This window comes from Hyphomonas sp. NPDC076881, assembly GCF_050269995.1.
GTDB lineage: Bacteria > Pseudomonadota > Alphaproteobacteria > Caulobacterales > Hyphomonadaceae > Hyphomonas.
Genome location: NZ_JBNNJJ010000022.1, coordinates 1 through 23,038 on the forward strand (window position 1 = coordinate 1; position 23,038 = coordinate 23,038).

Below are 23,038 nucleotides of genomic sequence, written 5' to 3' on the forward strand. Positions count from 1 at the left end.
CTCCGCTCAGCGGGCCTTGACCACCCACCCCCAACCAGAAAGAAAGGCGAACAGAGTCTCCAATTAAACGGCCCGGATCAGGGGGCTGGGTCACCTTCAATTCACCATTTCTCTCCAAAATTTAATCCCTTTTTTATAACGCGAATCGCATGATAGATTGCAAGCATACAAAATTTAAAGTAGATAACGATAAAACAAAAGGAGAACAAATGCCCGGAAATTCTCCCTTGCCGAGAAACTCAGAGTTCTCTCAAACAGCAAAGGCAGCGCGTGCCCAAGCGGAACAATGGCGTTCTTCAACCCCACTTGCGGTTAAGTCGATTCCAATGGACGCAGCATCTAAGCAAAGCCGTTCACCTAAGCCTGATGAAAAAAAATAAGCGACACTAGCGGCAATAGTTCGGCCATTAATTTGGTGCATCCTTCCGAATACCCCAGCTTGTGCAGCCTCACCCCTTCAGCAGCGCTTCGACCTCGGCGCGCCTGGGCAGGCTGGGTTGGGCGCCGGGGCGGGTGCAGGCGAGGGAACCGGCGGCGACGGCGTAGGTGAGGGCGTCTTCGGGGGATTTGCCCTTGATGAGGCTGACCGTGAGGGCGGCGCTGAAGGTGTCGCCGGCGCCGGTCGTGTCCACCACCTTGACGGGCGGCGGGGTGGCCGAGGCGATTTTCTGGCCGTCTTTCCAGAGCTCTGCGCCGGCCGCGCCAAGGGAGATGGCGACATAGCGGCCGGGGGCGTGGAGCGCATCGCCATAGAAGGCGGCTTCGGTTTCGTTGACGATCAGGAGGTCTGCGCGGGCGATGAGTTCCGGCGGCACCGGCATGGCGGGGGCAAGGTTGAGCGCGACAAACCCGGTGGCGCGTTCGGCGGCGGCGAGCAGGGTGGCGGCGGGCACTTCGAGCACGCCCATCATATGCTCGAGGGTGGCCCCTTCGACATCGCCGGGATCAAGCGCCTCATTGGCGCCGGGGCAGACGATGATCTGGTTTTCGCCTTCCTGCGAGACGGCGATGAGGGCGACGCCGGTGGTTTCGCCATTGATGTATTGGGTGGCGGAGAGATCGACGCCGGCGGCACGCAGCAGTTTCAGGGCCTCTTCGGCCATATCGTCATTGCCGACGGCGGCGACGAGGCGAACGTCCGCCCCCAGACGTCTTGCGGCGAGGGCCTGGTTGGCGCCCTTGCCGCCGGGATGGCGGGCAAGGCGGGCGCCGGTGACGGTTTCGCCCGCCTTTGGCAGGGTGGCGCCACTGGCGACGAAATCCAGATTGACCGAGCCGACAACAGTGATCATGGGCTTGCCCCCAGAATATCTTCAATCCGTGCAAAGAAGGCATCGGCATCTACCCGGGTGACCCAGCGATGGGGGCCTTTCTTCGATGGCTTGACGCGCGTGCGGCCAAACTCCTTGCCAGGCTTTACATTGACGCTGACGCGCGAAGGCTGGGTTTCGAACAGTTCCGGCGCGATGAGCCAGGCGATGGTGGAGGGATCATGCATCGGCACCTTGGTGCCGGGGCGGGCGCGGGCCTCCAGATTGTTGGCGGCGTTCAGCAGGGACACCATCATGGCGGCGCGCGCGCCGGGGATGGCGGCGAGGCGCGCGATGCGGGCCTCTGTCGCGCGGACCTGATGGGTGGCGTCGAGGCTGAGGATGGTGGTGGGGATGCCGGTGTCCAGCACGATGGCGGCGGCATGGGGATCAGCGAAGACATTGAATTCGGCAAAAGGCGTGATGTTGCCGCCTTCGGTATCGGCCCCGCCCATGATGACGATTTCGGCGATGGCGCGGGCGATTTCCGGCGCCATGACGAGAGCGCAGGCGATGTTGGTCATCGGGCCGGTGACGACGAGCGTGACGCTGGCGTCCGGCATGACCTTCAGTTGCCGGATGATCTCTTCAACGGCGTGGGTTGGCTTCAGGGGAATGTCCGGCTCGGTAATCTCGATGCCATAGATGCCGCTTTCGCCGTGGAAGTCTTCAGCGGTGACCGGCGCGCGCAGCAGGGGGCGGGGGCAGCCGGCGAAGACGGGAATATCCGGACGGCCGAGCCGCTCGCACACAAGGCGGGCATTGCGGCTGGTGAGGCGCAGGGGCACGTTGCCGGCGACGGTGGTGATGGCGCGCACATCGAGGCTGGGCGAGCCGAGCGCCATGATCAGCATGACGGCATCATCGATGCCGGGATCACAGTCGATGATGAGGGGCCGGGGGCTGGTCACGAGGTGCGGGCTTTCAGGTCTTCCAGGACGGCCTGAACCTGGGGGGAGAGGGGCGGGCTTTCCAGGCTGACGCCGAGGGCTTCCATCGCCATATCGGCGGTGACGCGGAGTTTCTTGCGGCCGGTGAGGCGGGCGATCATCGTGCTTTCGGCATGCACGCGGCCATCAGCGGCGATGAAGCTGTGCTGGAAGACGAGGCGGGTATCCTCCCAGCCGACAAGGCGGGTGTGGACCTCGAACTTCTGGGGGAAGCGCAGCATGCGCAGATAGGCGAAGGATTCGTACTGGATGACAGGCAGCCAGCCCCGCTTGCGGAAGACCTTCAGCGCGCCGGTGCGGCCCATATAGTTCATGACCGCCAGGTCGGTGAAGGAGGAATAGCGCGAATTGGTCATGTGGCCCATCGGATCCTGATCGCCCAGCCAGACGGCGGAGCGGATGATGTGCAAATCCATCAGGTGCGTGTGGGCGCGGCTGAAGAAAGCCGGCAGGAAAATCCGAAGGAACCGGAAAAAGAGGTTCATGACCGCAGAACTCTACGCAAGACGATGTTCACAAGCCCCTAACGGCGCGCAAGGGGCGGTCATGTCTATGCGAAGCCTGTGCCGGAAAGGCAAGGCGCAGCGCGGCAGGGCCGGTCGGTCTGTTGTTTACTCTGCCGGATGCGGCGCGGGCGCGGGCGCGGGCGCGGCGAGTTCTTCCTCGAGCTTGCGGGTCACATCCCCCGGCGAGCCTGTGCGCCGGGCGAGCAGCGTGTATGCCGTTGGCACAACGACCAGGGCCACCGTCACGGCGGCGAGGGAGCCGAAGAGGATCACGATGCCGATGGCGATGCGCGTTTCGGCGCCCGCGCCGCTGGTGATGATCAGCGGCACGGCGCCGGCGGCCGTGGTGAGGCCCGTCATCAGGATGGGGCGCAGGCGGGCGAGGGCGGCTTCCTTGAGGGCGGCGTCGAAATCCTTGCCTTCGTCGCGCAACTGGTTGGCAAACTCGACGATCAGGATGCCGTTCTTGGCCGCGATCCCGATCAGCATGATGAGGCCGATCTGGGTGTAGATGTTGAGGGTCTGCCCTGTGAGCCAGAGGCCGAAGAGGCCGCCGGCGAGGGTGGCGGGCACCGACAGCATGATCACCAGCGGGTGTATCCAGCTTTCGAACTGGGCCGCCAGCACCAGGAACACGATCAGCAGGCCGATGACGAAGACGAAGGCGATGGAGGCGCCGGCGGAGCGGAACTCCAGCGACTGGCCCTTGAAGTCGATCGTGGCTTCGGTGGGCAGCACCTCGCGGGCGATGCGTTCCATGCCGTCGAGCGCGGTGCCGAGGGTGACGCCGGGGGCAAGATCGGCATCGATGGTGATGGCGCGCACGCGGTTGTAGCGGTTGAGCGTCGGGCTGTCGGCAAAAGGCTGAAGCGTGACGACGCTGGAGAGGGGGATCAGCTCGCCGGAGCGGGCGGAGCGGACATAGATGTTCTGCACATCGGTGGGCGTGTTCTGCTCCGACCGGATGCCTTCGACGATGACATCATATTCCTCGCCATTGTCGAGATAGGTGGTCACGCGGCGGGAACCGAGCATGGTTTCCAGTGTCGTGCCGATTTCCGCGACGGTGACGCCAAGGTCTGCGGCGCGCTCGTAATTGATCTGGATACGGTATTGCGGCTGGGTTTCCTTGTAATCCCAGTCGATGTCGACAATGCCGGGATTATCTGCCTCGAGCGCAGCGAGGAATGTGTCCCGCCAGACAACGAGATCCTCATAGGAGGGGCCGCCGATGACGAACTGGACCGGCTTGCCGCCGCCGCCGGCGAGGCCCTGGCGCATCATGGCAAAGCCGCGGATGCCGGGGAGGTCGGAGAGTTTTCCGTTGATCTCGTTGATGATGTCGTCAGCCGGGCGGCGCTCGCCCCAGTCTGCCAGAACAGCCACGACGTTGCCCTGATTGTAACCGCCACCCCAGCCGGGCGCGCGGATCAGCAGGCGGCTGATTTCACCCGTTTCGGTGTAGGGCATCAGGCGGCGCTCGATCTCGTCGAGATAACGCTCCATATATTCGAAGGACGCGCCTTCCGGACCGCGGACCGACATGAAGAACCCGCCGCGATCTTCAGGCGGGGCGTATTCGCTGTCGAGATCCTGGAAGATGAACCAGCTGCCGACCATGATGGCGAGCGTGGCCAGGGCAATGGCGATGGGGCGGCGGACAAGGAAATCGAAAATGCGGGAATAAACGCCGCGGATCTTGTCCACGGTCGTGTCGATGCCCTGGATGAAGCCGGAGAGGGGGCCAGAGCGGGACTCGGCATGGGGCTTCAGGATCTTGGACGCCAGCATCGGCGACATGGTGAGCGCGACAAGACTGGAGAAGGCCACGGCAGCGGCAATTGTGACGGCAAATTCCGTGAACAGACGGCCGGTGTTGCCTTCCATCAGCGTGATGGGAATGAACACGGCCATCAGGACGAGGGTGGTCGCGATGACGGCGAAACCGACCTGGCGGGCGCCGTTAAAGGCGGCGACGAGGGGGGATTCGTTCTCTTCCTGCATCCGCCGGTGGATGTTCTCGAGCACGACGATGGCGTCATCCACGAGCAGGCCGATGGCGAGCACGAGCGCCAGCAGGGTGAGCAGGTTCAGCGTGAAGCCGAGCATGTAGAGCACGATGAAGGTGGCGATCACGGAAACCGGGACAGTGATGGCCGGGATGATCGTGGTGCGGAAGCTGCCGAGGAAAAGGAAGATCACCAGGGTCACGAGGACAACCGCGATGCCCAGCGTTGTCCAGACTTCGCGGATCGAGGCTTCGATGAAGACCGAACTGTCGAAAGACAGGTAGAGCTGCATGCCTTCGGGTAGCGTCGTATTGAGTTCGTTCATCAGCGCCTTGGCGCCGTTGGCAACGTCGACCGTGTTGGCGGTCGATTGTTTGACGATCCCGAGGCCGACCATGGGCTCGCCATTGCCGCGGAACATCGTGCGATCATCCACCGTGCCGCGCTCCACGCGGGCGACATCGCCGAGGCGGACGAGGTAGCCTTCGCCCTGAGCCAGCACCAGCCCGGCAAAGTCTTCCGCTGTGCGGAAGGGGCGGTCGATCCGCAGGGTGTAGCTGACCGCGCCAGACTCCAGCGTTCCGGCGGGCGCCTCGACATTCTCTGCGCGCAGGGCGCTTTCCACGTCGCCGGCTGTCAGGCCGCGGGCCGCCAGCGCCCGGCGGTCAAGCCAGACGCGCATGGCATAATCGCGCGCGCCGCCGATCTGGATACGGGCAACCCCATCAATCGCGGAAAACCGGTCGACCAGAAAACGGTTGGCATAGTCGGTGAGTTCCGGGGTGCTCATTTTCTGGCTGGCGAAGTTCAGCCAGAGGATGACGTCATCGTCAGCGTCGGCTTTTTCGACTTCGGGCGCGTCGGCTTCCGGGGGAAGGCGGTCTGCCACGCTGGACACACGGTCGCGGACATCATTGGCGGCCGCATCAATATCGCGGTTGACGTCGAACTCGATCGAGATGTTGGCGCGGCCATCGCGCGAGCGCGAATTGATGAAGCGCACGCCGCCGATACCGGCGATGCGTTCCTCGATCACCTGAGTGATCCGGGTTTCCACAACCGACGCCGAGGCGCCGGGATAGTTGACACTGATTGAAACGACCGGCGGGTCGATGTCCGGAAACTCGCGCAGGGGCAGACGTGAGAATGCCACCAGGCCGAAGACGATCAGGAGGATCGACAGGACAGAAGCGAAGACCGGCCGTTTTACCGAAGTGTCCGAAAGAATCATTGCCCTAGTCCAGGTTCACGGCGGGGCCGCCCACGGCGCCGCTGCGGGCGGCGGGAGAGGGCTGAAGGATTTTCTCATCGAGGATGACCACCGGGGCCCCCTCCCGGACGCGGAGTGCGCCTTCGGTGATGACCATCTGACCGGCGGTCAGGCCCGACACCACTTCGACCCGGCCATTATGGCGCAGGCCCGGCTCGATCTTCACGCGGCGGGCAACGGTTTGTGCGCCGCTGGAGTCAGCGACCCAGACAAACGTATCGGGACCGCGCGGCTGAAGGGCGACTTCGGGAACGGACATGGCGCGGCGCGGCTCGGTCTGCAGGCCGACCGACATGTACATGCCCGACTTGAGGATGCCCGACGGGTTGGGCACCTTGGCGCGTACACGGACGGAGCGCGTGATGGGGTCGATGGCATTGTCGATGGAATCGACGGTGCCGGCGAAGACCTGGCCGGGCAGATCGCCAGTCGAGGCTTCAATTTCGAGGCCGGGACGCAGGACGCGGATGAAGGCGGACGGCACGGCAAATTCCAGGCGCATGACGCTGTCGTCTATCAGGGTGGCAACAACATCGCCGGGGCGGATGAGGGAGCCGACGCTGACACGGCGGAAGCCGAGTACGCCATCAAAAGGCGCCACCAGAACGCGGTCATTCTGGCGGGACTGAACCGCGCGCAGCTGAGCGGCGGCGGTGCTGACATTGCGGCGGGCCATGTCCAGCTCGGAGGAGGAGACAGCGCCCCGTTCGGCCAGCGGTTCGATGCGGGCAAGATCCTGACGGGCCTGGGCAAGGTCTGCCTCAGCTGACTCCACGAGGGCCACCTGTTCGCGCTGGGCGAGCGAGAGGAGGGTCGAGCCCTTCTTCACGCGGTCGCCGTCTTCAAAGTAGAGCGCCGTCACGCGGTCTGACGCGGTGAGGGTGAGGTCTACCCGCTCGTTGGGTTCGAGCGTGCCGATGGCTTCCACACGATTGGTGAAGACCTGTTCGCGGGCCGGCTCGGCGAAAACGCTGCTCGGCGGGGGGGCGCCGGCCTGACCGCCGGGGCCACCGCCGCGCTGCTGGGTGAGGGCGGGGGTCGCAATCAGCAGCACGGCCGCCAGGGCGGCGCCTGCGGTCTTGAACGGGTTCTTGCGGACGAGTTTCAGCATTGGCTTATCCTAATCCCGCCCGGAAGGCGGCGAGTTCTTCGTCGGTCCAGATACCGCCGAGGCTTCTGTAAGCCCGGACGGCGCGCCGGGCGGTTTCTGCCCGGTTGACCGCAAGGCGGTCTTCCGCGTCGAGCAGCGAGCGCTGCGCGTCGAGGACATTCAGGTAGCTGTCGAGCCCTTCCTGATATCTCAGGCGGGCAAGATCATGGGCCCGGCGGGCCGAGGCAAGGGCTGCCTCAAGATCGGCGGTGCGGCGGGTTTCAGATGCAAGATCGGTGAGGGCGGTTTCCGCATCTGCAAGGGCATCGAGTACCGTGGATTGATAATTCGCAATCACGCGGCCGGTGCGCGCATCGGCAGCATCGATGCTGGCATAGACACCGCGCAGGTCCGGCCCGGCCCAGCTGATGGCAGGGCCGAAATCGAAGCCGATGCTCTCATCACTGAGCGCGACGCCGGTATTGCGCACGAGGCCCAAGAGGTTTGCATTCAGCGTGATGCGCGGGAAGAGATCGGCGCGGGCGGCGTCTCCAAGCGCCAGGGCCGCCCCGATCTGTGCCTCGGCGACGCGAATGTCCGGACGGCGGCGGAGCAGATCCTCCGGCGTGCCCGCGCTCAGCGGCGCGCTGAGGGACGGGATCAGGCCAGGTGTGGCGGCGAGTTGCTGGACCAGCGGACCGGCGGCGCTGGCGGGCGCGGCTGTCAGCGCGGCGAGGCGGCTGATGGCGGCTTCGCGGTCTGCTTCATAGACCGGCAGAGATGCCAGCGTGGTGCGGTACTGGGTTTCGGCCTGTTCAAGGTCCAGCTGGGTGGCGCGGCCATTGTCGACGAGGGTGCGGACAAGATCGAGCCCCTCGATCTGGGTCTGCGCGTTGCGGCGGCCGACTTCCAGGCGGGCTTCGGCGCCGCGCAGATTGATGTAGGCGAGCGCTGTTTCCGAGGCGAGGGTGACGGCGATGTCGCGGCGCAGCTCGCGGGAGGCGGCGGTGTCGAAGCGGGCCGCCTCCACCAGCGCAGCGATGCGGCCGAAAGCGTCAAACTCCCAGCTGGCGGCCAGGGTGCCCGTTGCGCTGACATCGATCCGGTCGGCGGTGCTGCCGGTGGGGCGGGCGGCAGTGATGCCGGCGCGGCTAGAGGCGGTCGGGCTGGCGCCGAGCAGGGCGAGGCGCAAGGCGGCTTCCGCCTCGGCGACCGAGAAATCAGCCGCGCGTAGCGCCGGAGAAGCCTCCAGGGAGGCATCGACCAGACTTGCCAGAACCGGATCGTTAAAGCCTGTCCACCAATCGGCGCTGACTGCTTCGGCGCTGGCGCCGGCCCGGAAAGCGTCTCCGGCCGCCGGGGGCGTCTCGGCAACCGGCCGTTCCGGCACAGAGGCGCAGCCCGCCACAATGAGTGCGAGCGCCGCCGCGCCAGACAGGCGCGCGTACCGGAGAACCATTCTTTCAGTCATATTTTTCCGAACTAGACGAAGAACATTACCAATCAAGCCAACGGCCTGCAGTTTGCAGTTAACCCGCCGCGCGCTTCCTTAAACGAAAGAAGCGAAAGATTCCGTCTAAGCAGCTCTCACGTTTTCGTGATGTTTTTGCACGGGCGAGCCGCGAAATGCACGCTGGGGAGAGGAAAATCCGCTTCGCCTCTAGCGCATTAGCTGCCCAAAGCTTAGCTACGAGACTGCCCGTCTACAATGACATTTTGCCCGCCGTGACAAAGAAGAGGAGGTCCGGACGCTGTTTGAGTCTGTGAACATTGCCATCCTGATCGGCGCAGCCCTTGTGTCGCTGGCTGCTTTGACGAGTCTGGTGTCGCAGCGCTTCGGCGCGCCCTTGCTGCTCGTCTTCCTCGGGATCGGCCTGCTTGCGGGCGAAGACGGGCTTCTGGGCATCCAGTTCGACAGCGGATCGGCAGCCTATTTCATAGGCTCATTGGCACTGGCGATCATTCTTTTCGACAGCGGTTTCGAGACGCCGATGCGCAGCTACCGGGTGGCGGCGGCGCCGGCGCTGAGCCTGGCGACATTCGGCGTGCTGCTGACCGCAGGGGCGACGGGGGTGGCGGCGCATTTCCTGTTCGGGGCCGGCTGGCTGGAAGCCTTCCTGCTGGGATCGATCGTGGCGTCCACGGATGCGGCCGCGGTGTTCTTCCTGCTCAGGGCAGGGGGCATCCGCCTGCGCGAGAAGGTCGGCTCCACCCTCGAGATCGAATCGGGGGCTAACGATCCGATGGCCATCTTCCTCACCATCCTGCTGATCGAACTGATTGCGGCCAATGCCGGCACCGGCGCGCTGTTTGGCTTTGAAGTGCTGGTGACCTTCATCCAGCAGATGGGCCTGGGCATCCTGTTTGGCATTGCCGGCGGCTTTGGCATTGCCTGGCTGCTCAACAAGCTGGTGAACCTTGATCCCGGCCTCTACCCGATTTCCGGGCTGGCTGCGGCGCTGGTCGTGTTCGCTGTCTGCGCCCTGTTTGGCGGTAGCGGCTTTCTGGCGGCCTATGTCGCCGGTGTGGTGGCCGGAAACCGCAAGGTGCGGTTTGCCCAGAGGCTGCGGCGGTTTCAGGTCGGCATGACCTGGCTGGCCCAGATCGGGATGTTCCTGGCGCTCGGCCTTCTGGCGACGCCCTCAGAGTTTCCCCAGATCCTGATCCCGGCCCTGGTTCTCTCGGCGGTCCTGATCTTTGTCGCCCGGCCGGCTGCGGTGTGGCTCTGCCTGCTGCCGTTTGGGTTCAAGTCCCGTGAGACTGCCTTTACCAGCTGGGTGGGCCTGCGGGGCGCGGTCTCCATCCTGCTGGCGATCCTGCCGGGGCTGGCGGGGATCGAGAATGGCAGCTTCTATTTCAACGTCGTGTTCGTGATGGTGCTGGTCTCCCTGCTGGTACAGGGGTGGACTCTGCAGCCGGTAGCGAAGCTTCTGAAGATGAGCCTGCCATCCGAGCAGGGGCTTGTGGACCGGGTGGAGCTGGAACTGCGCGGGGCGACCGAGATGGAACTGGTCGGCTACAAGATCCACCCCGACAGCGCCATCGCCCGGGGCGAACGGGTGCCCCGCTGGGCAAGGCCGGTGATGGTGATCCGCGACGGGCTTTCCTATTCGGTCCATACGATCGGGCCGCTTCAGGCCAATGACCAAGTCTATCTCTTTGCCTCTGCCCGCCGCATCCGTCTGCTGGACCAGATCTATGCCAGCCCCTGGGATGAAATGGCGACGGAGTCCGACATACAGTTTCGCGTAAAGGGGGCGACAAAAATGGCCGACCTTGTGCGCCAGTATGGGCTGGAGGACACGGATGTCGGCGACGGCGTCACGGCGGGGCAGTTTCTGGAGCGCTCCTTCAGCGGCAGCCCGGTTGTGGGAGACCGGGTATCCATCGGAGACGTGGATATTGTTGTCTGCGCGCTCGACGATGCCGGCGGGGTGGGCACGGTCGGCATCGTGATCGACGAGGGAGACCCCGGCGTGGGCGCGCTGGCGGCCGACCTACTGCGGCGGGCCGGGACACGAATCGCAGGGATTATCCGCCGGCCCAAGGCCGCAACCGCCGCTGGTTCCGAAATTTCACCCGCGAAGGATGTCGGCGATCCTTCCTGATCTCGGCCCGGCCTACAGAGCGTCACGTAAGTGTCATAATCTGTGCACGAACGAATATAGAAGATATAAAAAACATATATGAAAATGTATCTTCGTGGCCGCCGCGCCACGCTTTTTTGGCTACGAAATCGTTGCAACAATAAGTACGCAAAACCGTCGCAAGTCTGAAATACTCCGCTGATACCCGCCGCTTCAAATTCCAGCGGAAGGGTTTCCCAATGTTCCACGCCTCATTCTTCGGCCGCAGCCTGACGGCGCGCCTGCTTGCGTCGAGTATGCTTGCCACTGTGGCGGGTGTTTCCGCCGCGCATGCCGGAACGATCTCCGGCGAGGTCGCCGATGCTACGGGCACGCGCACCCTGCGGGGCGCTGAAGTTTCGCTGATCGAACTCAGCCAGAGCGCTGAGGTCGGTCAGGACGGCTCGTTCCGCTTCATCAACGTGCCCGCCGGCACCTATACATTGCGCGTGCGTTATCCCGGCGCGGAAGAGCAGACCCGCGTGATCACGGTGACCGAAACCAGCGCGACGGTTGAATCCTTTGCCCTGGCCGCCCGTGGCGCCGGCGGAGACACCGCCGTGATGGAAACGGTTCTGGTGATCGGCCAGCAGGCCAACCTTCTGAGCTCGATCGCACGCCAGCGCGCTTCCGATACGGTGGATACGGTTCTGACGCGCGACGCCATTGGTCAGTTCCCGGATCAGAACGTGGCTGAAGCCCTTCGCCGTGCGCCGGGCATCAACGTGCTCAACGACCAGGGCGAGGGCCGGTTCGTTTCCGTGCGCGGCCTGGACCCCAACCTCAACTCGGCCTCGATCAACGGGAACCGCGTTCTGGCGACGGGCGGCGATGAGCGCGCGGTTGCCCTGGACGTTATTCCGTCGGAGCTGATCGAATCCATCGAGATCAAGAAATCGCTGACCCCGGACATGGACGCCGACACGATCGGCGGCTCGGTCGAGATCAACACGACCAGCGCCTTCGACCGGAAGAAGGATCTGTTCTCGCTTTCCTATGAAGGCTCCTACAACGACCTCAACGGCAAGACTTCGCCTAAGGGCTCGATCGATTTCATCAAACTGATCGGCGACCGGATCGGCGTGTCGGGCGGCTTCAGCTATTATGACCGCGAGTTCTCGACCGACAATGTCGAGATGGATGGTTGGGAGACGAGCGATGATGGCGTCGTCTATGCCGAAGATGTCGAGTATCGCGACTATGACGTGCGCCGCGAGCGCTATGGCTTTACCGCGGGGATCGATTTCCGGGCCACCGACAATACCGATCTCTATGTGCGCGGCCTCTATTCCAAGTTTGACGACACCGAGCTTCGCCGCCGTCTTGTCTTCGGCATGAGCGAGGCGCCCGCGAGCGGAACCGGCGATACGGCCAGCTTTGACTCCGCAGACGGACGGATCCAGGTTCGCCGCGACTTGAAAGACCGCCGCGAGATCCAGACCATCCGCACAGTCTCTGCGGGTGGTAAGACGCAGACCGGCCCCTGGACGCTGACTTATGATGCGGCCTATTCTGAAGCCGACCAGACCGAAGACGGCTCGCTTGACCCGTTCCGCTTCCAGGCCCGCTTCCAGACGGCGGGCGCGCTGGGCGTGACCTTCGACTATTCGGACATGGAAAAGCCAGGCTACACCATCGACTTTGGCGCCGCGAACTTCAACGATCCGTCCAGATATGGTTTCTCTGTTCTCGAGCGCACCACGCAGGAGCGCGCAAAGGACAAGGAAGCCTCCTTCAAATTCGATGTCGCGCGCGAGTTTGCGCTGACCAATGGCACGCTTGAAGTGAAATCGGGCGCCAAGCTGCGCCAGCGCGACAAGTCGCTGAACTTCATCTACGACATCTATGATGGGTTTGACGGCGATCTGACGCTGGCCGATGTGCTTGGTTCACAGACATATGGTCTCGCTGACATGGGCGCGCTGCCGGATCTTGCGAAAGTGCGTGCCTTCATTGCGGTGAACGGTCTGGGCGCCTTCGAACGCAATGATCTCGACTCCGCCTTCGCATCGACGATTGAAAGCTATGACGCCGAGGAGCAGATCCTGGCAGGCTATGTGATGGGCAAGTATCAGCGCGGGCCGCTGCGGGTCATCGGCGGTGTGCGTATCGAGCAGACGGATGTGGACGCCAATGGCAGCCGCGCCGAACTGGTTGAGGAAGGCGCCGTCGTGGGCGGCGTGGAACTGGACGAGGACACATTGTTCGTCACGCCGGTTTCAGTCAGCAAGGACTACACGGACGTTCTCCCCAGCCTCAACATCCGCTATGATGTTACCGACAAGATCGTGGCGCGCGCCGGCGCGTTCCAGTCGATCATCCGCCCGAGCTTCGGCAAGTTTGCGCCGCGTTTCATCATCGAAGAGAATGACGATAATGAGCGCACAGGCGAGTTCGGTAACCCGGACCTTGATCCGTATCGCGCCACGAACTTTGATGCCACGCTGGAATATTACTTCCTGCCGGAAGCGGTGATCCAGGGCGGCGTATTCTACAAGAAGATTGACGACTTCATCGTCGACGCCGAGTTTGAGAACGGCGTGTTCAACGGGATCGCTTATGACGAGGCCATCATACCGATCAATGGCGAGTCTGCTGAGGTCCGGGGCTTCGAATTCTCGTACGGCCAGGCCTTCACGATGCTGCCGGCGCCGTTTGATGGCCTGATTGCGAACGTCAACTACACCTACACCGATGCAGAAGGGGAAGTCCTGGGCCGGACGATCCCGCTGCCGACGTCGTCAGAGCATACTTACAACATCGTCATCGGGTATGACAAAGGCCCTGTCAGCCTGCGTCTCTCCGGCGCCGGCCGCTCGTCGTATCTTGATGAGCTGGGCAGCGATGAGGGCACCGACCGGTATGTGAAGCCGCACTTCCAGGTGGATGCTTCGGCCAAGTATCGCTTCAACCAGAACTTCCAGCTTTTTGCCGAACTCGTGAACATAAACGATGCAACGTACACGGCCTATCAGAAGGGTCCGGACCGCGAACGCCTGCTTCAGTATGAAGAATATGGCTGGACTGCGAAATTCGGCTTCAAGGCAAACTTCTAGATTGCCGGTATAGAATAATCGGCCCCCGGACGTGTTCCGGGGGCCGATCCTTTTCAGGCGGGGAGGCGTTCGAACCGGCCCTTGTTGAAGTCATCAATGGCCTGATGGATTTCGGCTTCCGTATTCATGACGAAGGGGCCATGGCCGACAATGGGTTCGCCCAGGGGCTCGCCTGTCAGGACGAGAAGTGTGGTCTCGCCATCGGCATGGAATTTGACATCCGTGCCTTCCCGGCTCAGCAAAAGAACTTCTGCTTCGCCGACCGGCTGAGTATCGTTCACCGTCAAGTGGCCGCTGAGCACCACCAGCATTGTGGTGTGGCCTTCAGGCAGAGACAGAGAAAACTCCGCATCCGGATCAAGGCGAACATCCCAGACATTCACGGGCGTGAAGGTCCTGGCTGGCCCCTTGGCCCCGTAGAGCTCTCCGGCGATGATCCTGGCTTTTCCGGTATGACCGGGAAGGTCAACCACCGGAATATCAGCCGAGACGATGCCCTGATAGCCAGCGGGCGCCATCTTGTCCTTGGCCGGCAGATTGACCCAGAGCTGAACCATCCTGAACGGGCCGCCCGCCTTGGCAAAGCCTGCCGAGTGATACTCCTCATGGATGATACCGCCTGCGGCGGTCATCCACTGGACATCACCGGGCCCGATGACGCCGCCATTACCGGCGGAATCGCGGTGCTCCACCTCGCCATCATAGACGATGGTGACGGTTTCAAAGCCGCGGTGCGGGTGTTGGCCCACGCCGCGCCGCTGCATGGTTGGCGCGAACACATGGGGGCCGCCATAGTCCAAGAGGAGGAAGGGGCTCGCATGCTCGCCGAGCGAGTGATACGAAAAGAGCGAACGGACGGGGAAACCGTCGCCGACCCAGTGGCCCTGATTGTTGCCGAAGCGGCCGAGAACTGTCTTGCTCATGAGCTGGCCTCCTTTTTTGTCCGGCCAGCCTGAAGGGTCAGGCCGGCCTGCGCAGCATGTTGTCCTGCAGATAGGTATGCCAGCGTTTCATGAAAGGGCTAGCAGGCCGGCAGAATAATGCGGTTCCTGCATAACACTTCTCTGAACTTGCGCCTTCTGCCGGGGCCAGCCTAGAAATTGACCCGGCTGGACACCGCTCCGTCCACGATCAGATTGGCGCCGGTGGTGTAGGAGGAGGCGGGGCTGGCGAGGAAGACGGCGGCGTTGGCGATCTCCTGCGGCGTGGCGCAGCGGCCGGTGGGGTTGCGGGCGTTCGCCTGGGCGAAGAAATCCGGCGCGTTGGTTTTTACCGTGTGCCAGACGCCGCCTTCGAAAAACACCATGCCGGGCGAGACGACATTCACGCGCAGGCCGATCTTGGCATATTGCCGGGCAAGGCCCTTGGCCATGTGGATCAGGGCCGCCTTTACCGGGCCGTAGGAGTCTGCCCGGTCTGCCTGCGCGGCGGAGATGGAGGAGATGATGACGAAGGCCGCGTCGCCCGAGGCGGCGGCCGCTTTTGCCAGATATGGCTGGGCGGCGTCGAAGGCGTTGACGGCGGCAAGCACGTCCAGCTTGAAGTTCGATTCCCAGGCGGCCACGTCATTGCCCTGCGCCATGGCGCCGGCATTGGAGACGAGAATGTCGAGCCCGCCAAGCTGGCCTGCGGCGTCCGCGATCCAGGCTTTCAGGGCCGGCCCATCGGTGACGTCCACGGAGGCGCCGGTGGCATTGACGCCGAGGGCTTTAAGCTCGGCCACCGCAGCGGCGACCTGATCGTGATTGCGCGCGCAGACGGCAACATTGGCGCCTTCCTTGGCCAGCGTATCGGCAATCGCCCGGCCAATGCCGCGCGTGCCCCCCAGAATGATGGCATTCTTTCCCTTGAGCCCGAGATCCATGATGTTTCCTTCCCTGATTGTCGCCGGAGACCCTAGGGGGGAAATCTGGCGCGGCCAATGGGCGGAGCATATCTGTAGGATGGGTGAGCGACCTGAGACGTAGGTGACAGATTGTGCCGGACACATGGGTAACACTTTTCGCTGTGTGACCGGTCGCGCCGGCCGGTGCGCTATGCCAACCAGCTTCCCGGCCAGATCGGGCAGGCGATTGTCCAGGCAAAGAAAGACAAGCGGAGCTGGAAGATGTCAGGCTGCATGACGTGCGGCACAGCTTTGGCACCTCGGACGGCCTGTCGCGTCCCGTGATCGGGGCGCTGCTGGGCCATAAGGATGTTTTGGACCACGCAACGGTACGTGCACCTCGCTAACGAGAAACGCCAGGAAACGGGACGGCACTTGAACAATCGCGCTGAAAATTCGCACCTGCCTTTCCGAAGACGCGAGCGGGCGATGTCGAGATTCCGGCGTATGCGAAGTCTGCAAAAATTCGCTTCAATGAATTCGTCAGTACAAAATCATGCAAATCACCGGGGAAATATCGAGAGTAGGGCCGGCTTCATATCGCTCCGAGACGCCGCCCTTCGCGAATGGCGCGACCTTCTTGTCGCCTGACATCCGCTCGTTTGCGAATAACGCAGACGGGTTCGCACTTGCCCGTCGCCGCCCGGATGCCGAGATCTGTCGCTGGATGCGTGCCGGGAGTTCCCGCCGTGGTGCCCGTAGCTGTCAGACGTGCATCGCCGCGTCTGTGGTAATCGGCGGCGAGCGTGCGCGCATCTGGCCGGACCTGCGTCTTGGTGTGAGCGGCCGCTTCTGCGAGGTAGCAGTACCGGACCGCTGCCAAGCCTTGCGAGTTGGGCTAAACTGGCCTAAACCCACAAAAAAGCACATAAATCAAAACGTCTCTCTGAGGCGCTGCAAAAGCCAATGCAGGAGTGTCCCATGTGGGTTGAGGAACGCCAGAGCCGGATTCTGAGCCTTTTGAAGGACAAGAAGCGAGTCGAGGCTGATAAGCTGGCGCAGGATTTCAATGTTTCCCGCGAGACGGTTCGGCGCGACTTGAAGGTTCTTGAAGAGAGAGGGTTGCTGCTGCGAACCCATGGCGGCGCGCTGATCAATGAGCCGTCACAGGAATCTCCGTTTTCGGTCCGCCGCGTCTCCCGCGTTTCGGAGAAGCGCGCCTTGGCAAAGTCCGCTGTTACACTGATGTCTGGAGGGGGGAGCTATTTTGTCGATGCGGGTTCGACCACTGCGGCAATGGGCGAATTCCTCTCCCAATTGGGGGGCGTATCTGTGGTGACGAACTCGATCGATCTGGCCCTATCGGCGCGCGCCAACAATGCAGCGGCTGACATTGTCCTGTTGGGGGGCGCTTTGGCGTCAGATGTTCCAGCGACCTTCGGTGAAATTACCCTTCGGCAATTGCGGACGTTTCATGCGGATATTGCTTTTGTATCCCCGGTCGGGATCGATCCGAATGTCGGCATCAGTTACTATGATCTGGCCGAAGCCGAGTTAGCGAGCCTGATGCTTGAGCAGGCCCGAAGGCGGGTTGTGATTGCTGACTCGACCAAGTGCGGTGTGACCAGCCGGGTGATCGTGAGCGAATGTGATCGCATCGACATTCTCGTCACGAACCATCACGATACTTCCGAATATGAAAACGCCGGTATTCGCGAAATTCTGCGCGCAGCCGTCTGAAACGGGCCCGTCTATGCGGACGGGGTCGGCCAGACCATCTCGAATCCCCGGATTTCCTCAAAGGCTTTCGCGAACTGCAGGACACCAAGATCATCGAAACGGTGCCCGACAATCTGCAAGCCGATCGGCATCGCGTTGGCTTGATCGAAACCACAGCAGACGGACAAGGCGGGATTTCCGGTCTGGTTCCAGACCGGTGTGTAAAGCGCATTCGATGACGGCGACTTCGGTGTGCGGTCTTCCGCCGGGAACGCGCTGATTCCTGAAGTGGGCGAGATGAGAAAGTCGAAGCCGCGCATTTGTGCCAGAACGCGGGCTTTGATCGTTTCAAGTTCATCAAGTGCCAACGCGATCTTGTCTATCCCGGTGTCCAAGGCTTTGGTGAAAGAGTCCCTGAAAGCCTCCGGCGCCTTGAGGCGGCTGGCTTCATCCAGTTTGAGAAACTCGGCAAGGCCGCGCAACATCAGTGGAATCATTGCGACCTCCATGAAGTTTTGACCGACCACGGAGGGAAGTTCCTCCACGATCGCGCCGGCGTCTGATAGAATCCGGGCTGCCTTACGGACGCTTGCGGCGACATTTACATCCGGCAGACCGCCATTGTCCCCCTCCAGAACGAGCGCCACGCGCGTACCTTTGAGCGGGCGGGAAACGAGATTGAGATAGTCGTCTGCCGAAGGGGGAAGGGCGCCAAAATCCCGGGCGTCGTACCCGGACAGAATGCTGAGCATCCGGCCACAATCATCAGCTGTCCGGGTGAGCGGCCCGGCGGACCGCAGGGGGCTGGGCGGTAGATGAGGGATGCGGCCTTGCGTGGGTTTCAGGCCGACGAGGCCGCACATGGCGGCCGGAAATCTGACAGAGCCGCCTATGTCCGATCCGATTGTCACCGGGCCGCACATTGCCGCTGTCGCGGCCGCGCCGCCGGAGCTTGAGCCACCGGGATTGAAGGCCGTATTCCAGGGGTTTCGTGTAATGCCGAAGGCGCTGCTGACACCTGAAGCCAGAAGGCCGAAATCCGGCATGGTGGTCTTGGCAAGGATAATGGCGCCCGCTTCGCGCATCCGCATTGTCGGTGGCGCATCATAGGGGCTTGGCGCGGATCCTTCATAGGCCTTGTTTCCGCGCAGCATGGGTTTGCCCCTGACGGCAATGCTGTCCTTTACGGTGACCGGCACGCCGTCCAATGCGCCCAGTGGCGCGTTCTTCAACCAGCGGGCTTCCGATTCCTGCGCTGCCTCCATCACCTCGTCCGCAGACAGAAAGACAAGGGCGTTGATGAGCGGGTTGACCTGTTCGACCCTTTCGAGAACCGCTCGGGCAACCTCGACAGGGGAGAACGTCCGTGTGGTGAAGCCTGCGATCAGATCGGTTGCGGAAAGTTCGAACAACTCAGCCATATCGAAATGCCTCCTGTGCAGCATCTCGATACAAGCAGAAATCACTTATGTTGTAAATGCGAGCTATATTGTGTTTTAGTGTGGACATGATTGTGAGTGTGTGCATAGCTCGGGATCGGGCGGTGATGAATGCCCACGTACCAGAGCGTCCGGAGACAATCGAATGCAGCGTGAAGAAGGCTTTTCTCTTATGGGCGACGCCCGGACGGTAGAGGAAGTCTGCGTCGAGAAAATCGTTGGGCTGCTGAATTTTGCGGGCAGCGGCGCGGTATCCTACAAGCGGATTGAGGCTGGCATTACCAACAGCAACTGGATCGTCAGGCGCGGACCCGATGCTTTCTTCGTGAAGGTGCATGGCGAAAACACGCACATCCTGATTGACCGCACGGCCGCGATCTCAGCCTCCGTGCAGGCTGGTGAACTCGGGGTGGGCCCCAGGCTGATTGCGCGGTTCGACGATCCCGGCGCCGAAGTTTATGAATTCCTGCAGGGCTATCGCAACTGCACGGTTGAAGATCTCGGGAATCTGCATTTCCGGAAACAGCTGCTCCGATCCTACAAGGATATGCACGCGAGCACGCCTCTTCCTGTGACGCGGACGGGAATCGGCCAATTGGAGCAACGATACTCGGTGCTTCTGTCCGAGAGCATCGAATGTCCGCAGGACGTGCCCGCTCTTGTCGGTCTGTGCCGGGAGGCAGGGGAACGTGTCGCTGCCAGCAAACCCGAAATGCGCCCCTGCCATAATGATTCCTATGCGCCCAACTTCATGATCCGCGATGCGGACCAATCGATCCGGATTGTCGATTGGGAATATGCGGCAAACAACGATCCGACCTGGGACCTGACAATGATCGCGCTTTCCAGTGGGCTTCCGCCGGAAGTCGATTGGCTTGCGGAATATTTCGGCTCGGTTCCCCAGATCGAACGGACGAAGGCGACGCTTTACGCTGGCATCCTTGCCCTGTCGTGGGGTATCTGGGCGCGCCTTCAGACAAAGTACTCGTCCATCTCGTTCGATTACCTCGCCTATTCAGACATGCTGCTTGATCATGCCCGCAGGCTGACGTCCGCGCCAGAATGGAAGGAGGCGATGTGTCAGTTGCCGTGAAGTCCCAACCGCGTTGGATGACCGATGAGGTTGTCGCCGGACTTGTTTCCACTGCCATCCTTGCTGCCGACGCAGCGCGAGATGTGATCCTGCCGTTGTTCAGGGCCTGCATTGATGTGCAAAACAAGATTGACGGAAGTCCTGCGACCGAGGCTGACCGGCGGGCTGAGATATGCATGCGCAAGATATTTGCAGACAGGTATCCCAACTATGGTCTGTGTGGTGAGGAGTTCGGCTACGAGCGCCCCGAAGCTTCGCTGCGCTGGGTGCTCGACCCGCTGGACGGGACACGCGCATTCATCACCGGCCGGCCGACGTTCGGTACACTGATCGCCTTAATGGACGAGGACCGGCCGGTTCTCGGAATCATCGATCAGCCTGTGACACGCGAGCGCTGGATTGCGGTCGCGGGGCAGTCCACGACCTACACGAGCCAACTGCCGGGCCGGGTCGGCACGCGGAAGTGTGACGACATTTCCCAAATGGAGATGTCCTGCACTGCCCCCGACATGGTGCCGGCTCACTCCGGCAGCGGATGGTCGCGCCTTGCGAGTTCGGTGCGGCGCGTCTCTTGGGGCGGTGACTGCTACGCCTATGGCCTTCTGTCCCTTGGGCATATCGACCTCATTGCAGAAGGCGACCTGAAGCTGTGGGACTGGGCTGCAGTCAAACCGATTATCGAGGGGGCAGGAGGTATCCTTGTCGACTGGCAGGGAAATCCGCCGCTTGAGGGAGGACCGGGACAGATCCTTGCGCTCGCAAATCCGGCCATGATTGGTCCGGTTACGGAGATCTTGAACAAATAAAGACTAAAATTCAAATACAAAAAATACAAGGGTGAACGTCAGAGGAAACGGAGGTGCGATTTAGCTCTTTGAGGAGACAGTCATGTCGGTTCAACTATCACTTGGCCTGTCCTGGCCCAAAAGGACCTCGCTGAAACTGAAAACTCTGCTGTACGCAGCAGCCAGTACTACACTTCTTCTCGGGGCCGCACCTGCGTCAGCGCAGGAGGAGGCTTCTGGCGACGAGGCCCAGATGACCCTGGGAAACATCGTCACGACAGCGCAAAAGCGCGAACAGAACCTTCAGGATGTTCCCATTTCCATGGCGGCCTTGACCGGCGAAGCGCTGCGGGATGCGGGGGTGGACGACCTCGGCGCCCTCCAGGGCTTGATTCCGAACTTTCAGGTCAGCGATAACGTATCTGTACGAACTATTTATGTCCGTGGCGTGGGTGGCGGCGGACGCACGGTCGCTTTTGACACGCGAACGGGAATCTACCTGGATGGTGTCTATATCGGCCAGCCCATGTCGGCGGATGCTGTTTTGGTGGATCTCGAGCGGGTTGAGGTCCTTCGCGGTCCCCAAGGCTATCTCTATGGCCAAAATACGGTTTCGGGTGCCGTGAACCTCATCACCGCGAAACCGGATGACACCTTCGATGCCCATGTTGTCGGCTCTTATGGCAACAAAAACGAAACCAAGCTCGTGGCCAGCATCAACACGCCGCTGATCGAGGATCGTCTCTTCATGCGGTTTGGTGCATCCTATCACACGCGCGACGGCTTCATTCACAACATAACAACAGATGAATATCCGGACGATCAGAATGATTATGCCGCACGTCTCCAACTGCGTTATCTGATCAATCCTAACTTCACGGCCGATTTCTCAGCTGACTTTACACGGCAGTTGTCCCACAAGGTCAACGGAGAAGCGCGAAGCGATGTCTTCAATACGGGCGGCCTTCCGACCGCGCCGGCGGATCAGCCGTTCGTGATTGATGACGATTTTCCGGAGAAGGATCTGTCGGAAAACTGGGGCCTGGGGCTGGTTCTCAACTATGATCTTGATGATATCACGCTGACCTCGACTACCGGCTATCGCCACGCCTACCGCAACTGGAACGTTGATATGGATCACAGTTCCGGTGACTGGGCGTACTTCTTTTACAACGACGAATACAACACGTTCAGCCAGGAAGTGAGGGCGGGCGGCAACGTCGGCAATCTGGATTATGTGGCCGGTGTCTACTACATGAACACAAGCGGGGAAAATGACCGTACACTGATATACTCCGAACTCACGGCGCTGCTGGGTCTTCCACCGAACGCGGTAACCAATACCAATCCTCTGGTCGATAATGAGAGCATGGCCGTATTCACGGCGCTCGACTATGGTCTGACCGACACGCTGACGCTGAATGTCGGGGCGCGCCTGAATTACGAGACCAAGGCGCTGACGTTCAACCAGGATACCGAATTGGTGTCTCCGTATAGCACGCTCGCAATCATCGACGGCTACACGACGGACATGAACGAAACCTCCTTTTCACCGAGCGTCGGTCTTACCTGGGAGCCCAGCGAGAATGCCACCTACTACGCCCGCTATTCGCGCGGCGTGAAGTCAGGGGGCTTCAACGCTGACTACCTCAACACCTACCAGATCGCTGCGGATCTCTCTCTCGCACAGGAGACGGTCGATAGTTATGAGTTGGGCGCCAAAATCCGTGCTGCGGACGGGCGGTTGAGTTTCAACTCGGCGTTCTTCTACGCAAAGTATGAAGATTACCAGGTCAGCCAGTTCCGCATACGCGACGACGTTGTTCCGTCCCAGATCGAACTTGCGCTCACCAATGCCGGTGTCGTGGAGACCTACGGACCGGAATTCGATGTGACCTGGTTACCCATCGACAATCTCACGCTCGGTTTCAGCGGTGCATGGCTGCATGCGGAGTACAGCGAGTTCGAGGATGGTGGCGGCATCGGCGTGGATTATTCTGGCAATCGTCTGGAGTATGCTCCGGAGTGGACATTCGCCGGGACGGTTGACTATGTGCACCCGCTTGAAAATGGCAGCGAAGCCTTCGTGAGGCTGAATGCTTCCTATCATGGCGATCAGTATTCGGACTCGTCCAACGAGGATCAGTTCTTCCAGGAGGCCTACACGCTGGTGAATGGCCGGGTCGGCTGGACCTCGCCCAGTGGCAAGACGGAACTTGCCCTGTATTTCCGGAACCTGTTCGACGAGGAATACGATCTCGGAACTGCGCCGGACGGCTTCACGACGCTGTTCGGAAAATACGGAGATCCAAGAACCTATGGCGTGGAACTCAGCTGGTCGTATTGATGGGTCCTGTCCG

General features: G+C 61.7%; 16 protein-coding genes and 1 pseudogene. 8 read left to right on the top strand and 9 right to left on the bottom strand.

The features are described from left to right. Positions 1-149 precede the first annotated feature (149 nt). Positions 150-380, top strand: a complete 231-nt coding sequence (locus ACQKI2_RS17425; RefSeq protein WP_427380895.1) for a hypothetical protein — start codon at positions 150-152, stop codon at positions 378-380. A gap of 69 nt (positions 381-449) precedes the next feature. On the opposite strand, the gene ACQKI2_RS17430 is transcribed toward ACQKI2_RS17425, so the two are convergent. From ACQKI2_RS17430 to ACQKI2_RS17455, 6 genes are all read right to left on the bottom strand, one after another. Next, entirely contained in the window at positions 450-1,292 is an 843-nt protein-coding gene (locus tag ACQKI2_RS17430) for a ribokinase (RefSeq protein WP_427380896.1), read from the bottom strand. Beyond that, on the bottom strand, positions 1,289-2,221 hold the full coding sequence (locus ACQKI2_RS17435) for a nucleoside hydrolase (protein ID WP_427380897.1): 933 nt from the start codon (positions 2,219-2,221) through the stop codon (positions 1,289-1,291). The genes ACQKI2_RS17430 and ACQKI2_RS17435 overlap by 4 nt, the downstream gene beginning before the upstream one ends. Further along, positions 2,218-2,745 (bottom strand): thioesterase family protein, encoded by a 528-nt coding sequence (locus ACQKI2_RS17440; RefSeq protein WP_427380898.1) that lies wholly within the window; start codon positions 2,743-2,745, stop codon positions 2,218-2,220. Before ACQKI2_RS17440 ends, ACQKI2_RS17435 begins: the two co-directional genes overlap by 4 nt. 126 nt (positions 2,746-2,871) lie before the next feature. After that, positions 2,872-6,006: an efflux RND transporter permease subunit gene (locus tag ACQKI2_RS17445; RefSeq protein WP_427380899.1), complete on the bottom strand. Its 3,135-nt coding sequence runs from the start codon at positions 6,004-6,006 to the stop codon at positions 2,872-2,874. 4 nt (positions 6,007-6,010) lie between these two features. Next, positions 6,011-7,156, bottom strand: coding sequence for an efflux RND transporter periplasmic adaptor subunit (locus ACQKI2_RS17450; RefSeq protein ID WP_427380900.1), 1,146 nt, complete (start codon positions 7,154-7,156; stop codon positions 6,011-6,013). A gap of 4 nt (positions 7,157-7,160) precedes the next feature. Further along, positions 7,161-8,594, bottom strand: a complete 1,434-nt coding sequence (locus ACQKI2_RS17455; RefSeq protein WP_427380901.1) for an efflux transporter outer membrane subunit — start codon at positions 8,592-8,594, stop codon at positions 7,161-7,163. A 304-nt stretch (positions 8,595-8,898) separates the two neighbouring features. Between ACQKI2_RS17455 and ACQKI2_RS17460 the strand changes: the two genes are divergently transcribed. Together ACQKI2_RS17460 and ACQKI2_RS17465 are read left to right on the top strand one after the other, a co-directional pair. Further along, positions 8,899-10,743, top strand: a complete 1,845-nt coding sequence (locus ACQKI2_RS17460; protein ID WP_427380902.1) for a potassium/proton antiporter — start codon at positions 8,899-8,901, stop codon at positions 10,741-10,743. Positions 10,744-10,961: 218 nt separating this feature from the next. Then, positions 10,962-13,817, top strand: coding sequence for a TonB-dependent receptor (locus tag ACQKI2_RS17465; protein WP_427380903.1), 2,856 nt, complete (start codon positions 10,962-10,964; stop codon positions 13,815-13,817). A 53-nt stretch (positions 13,818-13,870) separates the two neighbouring features. Here the strand turns inward: ACQKI2_RS17465 and ACQKI2_RS17470 are convergent, their stop codons facing one another. Together ACQKI2_RS17470 and ACQKI2_RS17475 are read right to left on the bottom strand one after the other, a co-directional pair. Next, a complete protein-coding gene (locus tag ACQKI2_RS17470; protein WP_427380904.1) occupies positions 13,871-14,740 on the bottom strand; it encodes a pirin family protein in 870 nt (289 codons plus the stop codon). Positions 14,741-14,910: 170 nt separating this feature from the next. Beyond that, positions 14,911-15,681 (bottom strand): SDR family NAD(P)-dependent oxidoreductase, encoded by a 771-nt coding sequence (locus ACQKI2_RS17475; protein ID WP_427380905.1) that lies wholly within the window; start codon positions 15,679-15,681, stop codon positions 14,911-14,913. A 360-nt stretch (positions 15,682-16,041) separates the two neighbouring features. Between ACQKI2_RS17475 and ACQKI2_RS17480 the strand changes: the two are divergent. Both ACQKI2_RS17480 and ACQKI2_RS17485 read left to right on the top strand, forming a co-directional pair. Continuing rightward, positions 16,042-16,293 (top strand): annotated as a pseudogene (locus tag ACQKI2_RS17480) (DDE-type integrase/transposase/recombinase); the annotation flags it as partial. Positions 16,294-16,623: 330 nt separating this feature from the next. Continuing rightward, positions 16,624-17,382: a DeoR/GlpR family DNA-binding transcription regulator gene (locus ACQKI2_RS17485; RefSeq protein WP_427380906.1), complete on the top strand. Its 759-nt coding sequence runs from the start codon at positions 16,624-16,626 to the stop codon at positions 17,380-17,382. An 11-nt stretch (positions 17,383-17,393) separates the two neighbouring features. On the opposite strand, the gene ACQKI2_RS17490 is transcribed toward ACQKI2_RS17485, so the two are convergent. Then, positions 17,394-18,782: an amidase gene (locus ACQKI2_RS17490; RefSeq protein WP_427380907.1), complete on the bottom strand. Its 1,389-nt coding sequence runs from the start codon at positions 18,780-18,782 to the stop codon at positions 17,394-17,396. Between the two features lie 163 nt (positions 18,783-18,945). Here ACQKI2_RS17490 and ACQKI2_RS17495 point away from each other — a divergent pair, with 163 nt between their 5' ends. The 3 genes from ACQKI2_RS17495 to ACQKI2_RS17505 all read left to right on the top strand — a co-directional run bounded on the left by ACQKI2_RS17495 (position 18,946) and on the right by ACQKI2_RS17505 (position 23,025). Next, complete coding sequence (locus ACQKI2_RS17495; protein WP_427380908.1) at positions 18,946-19,893, top strand: phosphotransferase; 948 nt, start codon at positions 18,946-18,948, stop codon at positions 19,891-19,893. Continuing rightward, on the top strand, positions 19,878-20,699 hold the full coding sequence (locus tag ACQKI2_RS17500; RefSeq protein WP_427380909.1) for an inositol monophosphatase family protein: 822 nt from the start codon (positions 19,878-19,880) through the stop codon (positions 20,697-20,699). Before ACQKI2_RS17495 ends, ACQKI2_RS17500 begins: the two co-directional genes overlap by 16 nt. An 82-nt stretch (positions 20,700-20,781) precedes the next feature. After that, complete coding sequence (locus ACQKI2_RS17505) at positions 20,782-23,025, top strand: TonB-dependent receptor (RefSeq protein ID WP_427380910.1); 2,244 nt, start codon at positions 20,782-20,784, stop codon at positions 23,023-23,025. The last annotated feature ends 13 nt before the right edge of the window (positions 23,026-23,038 follow it).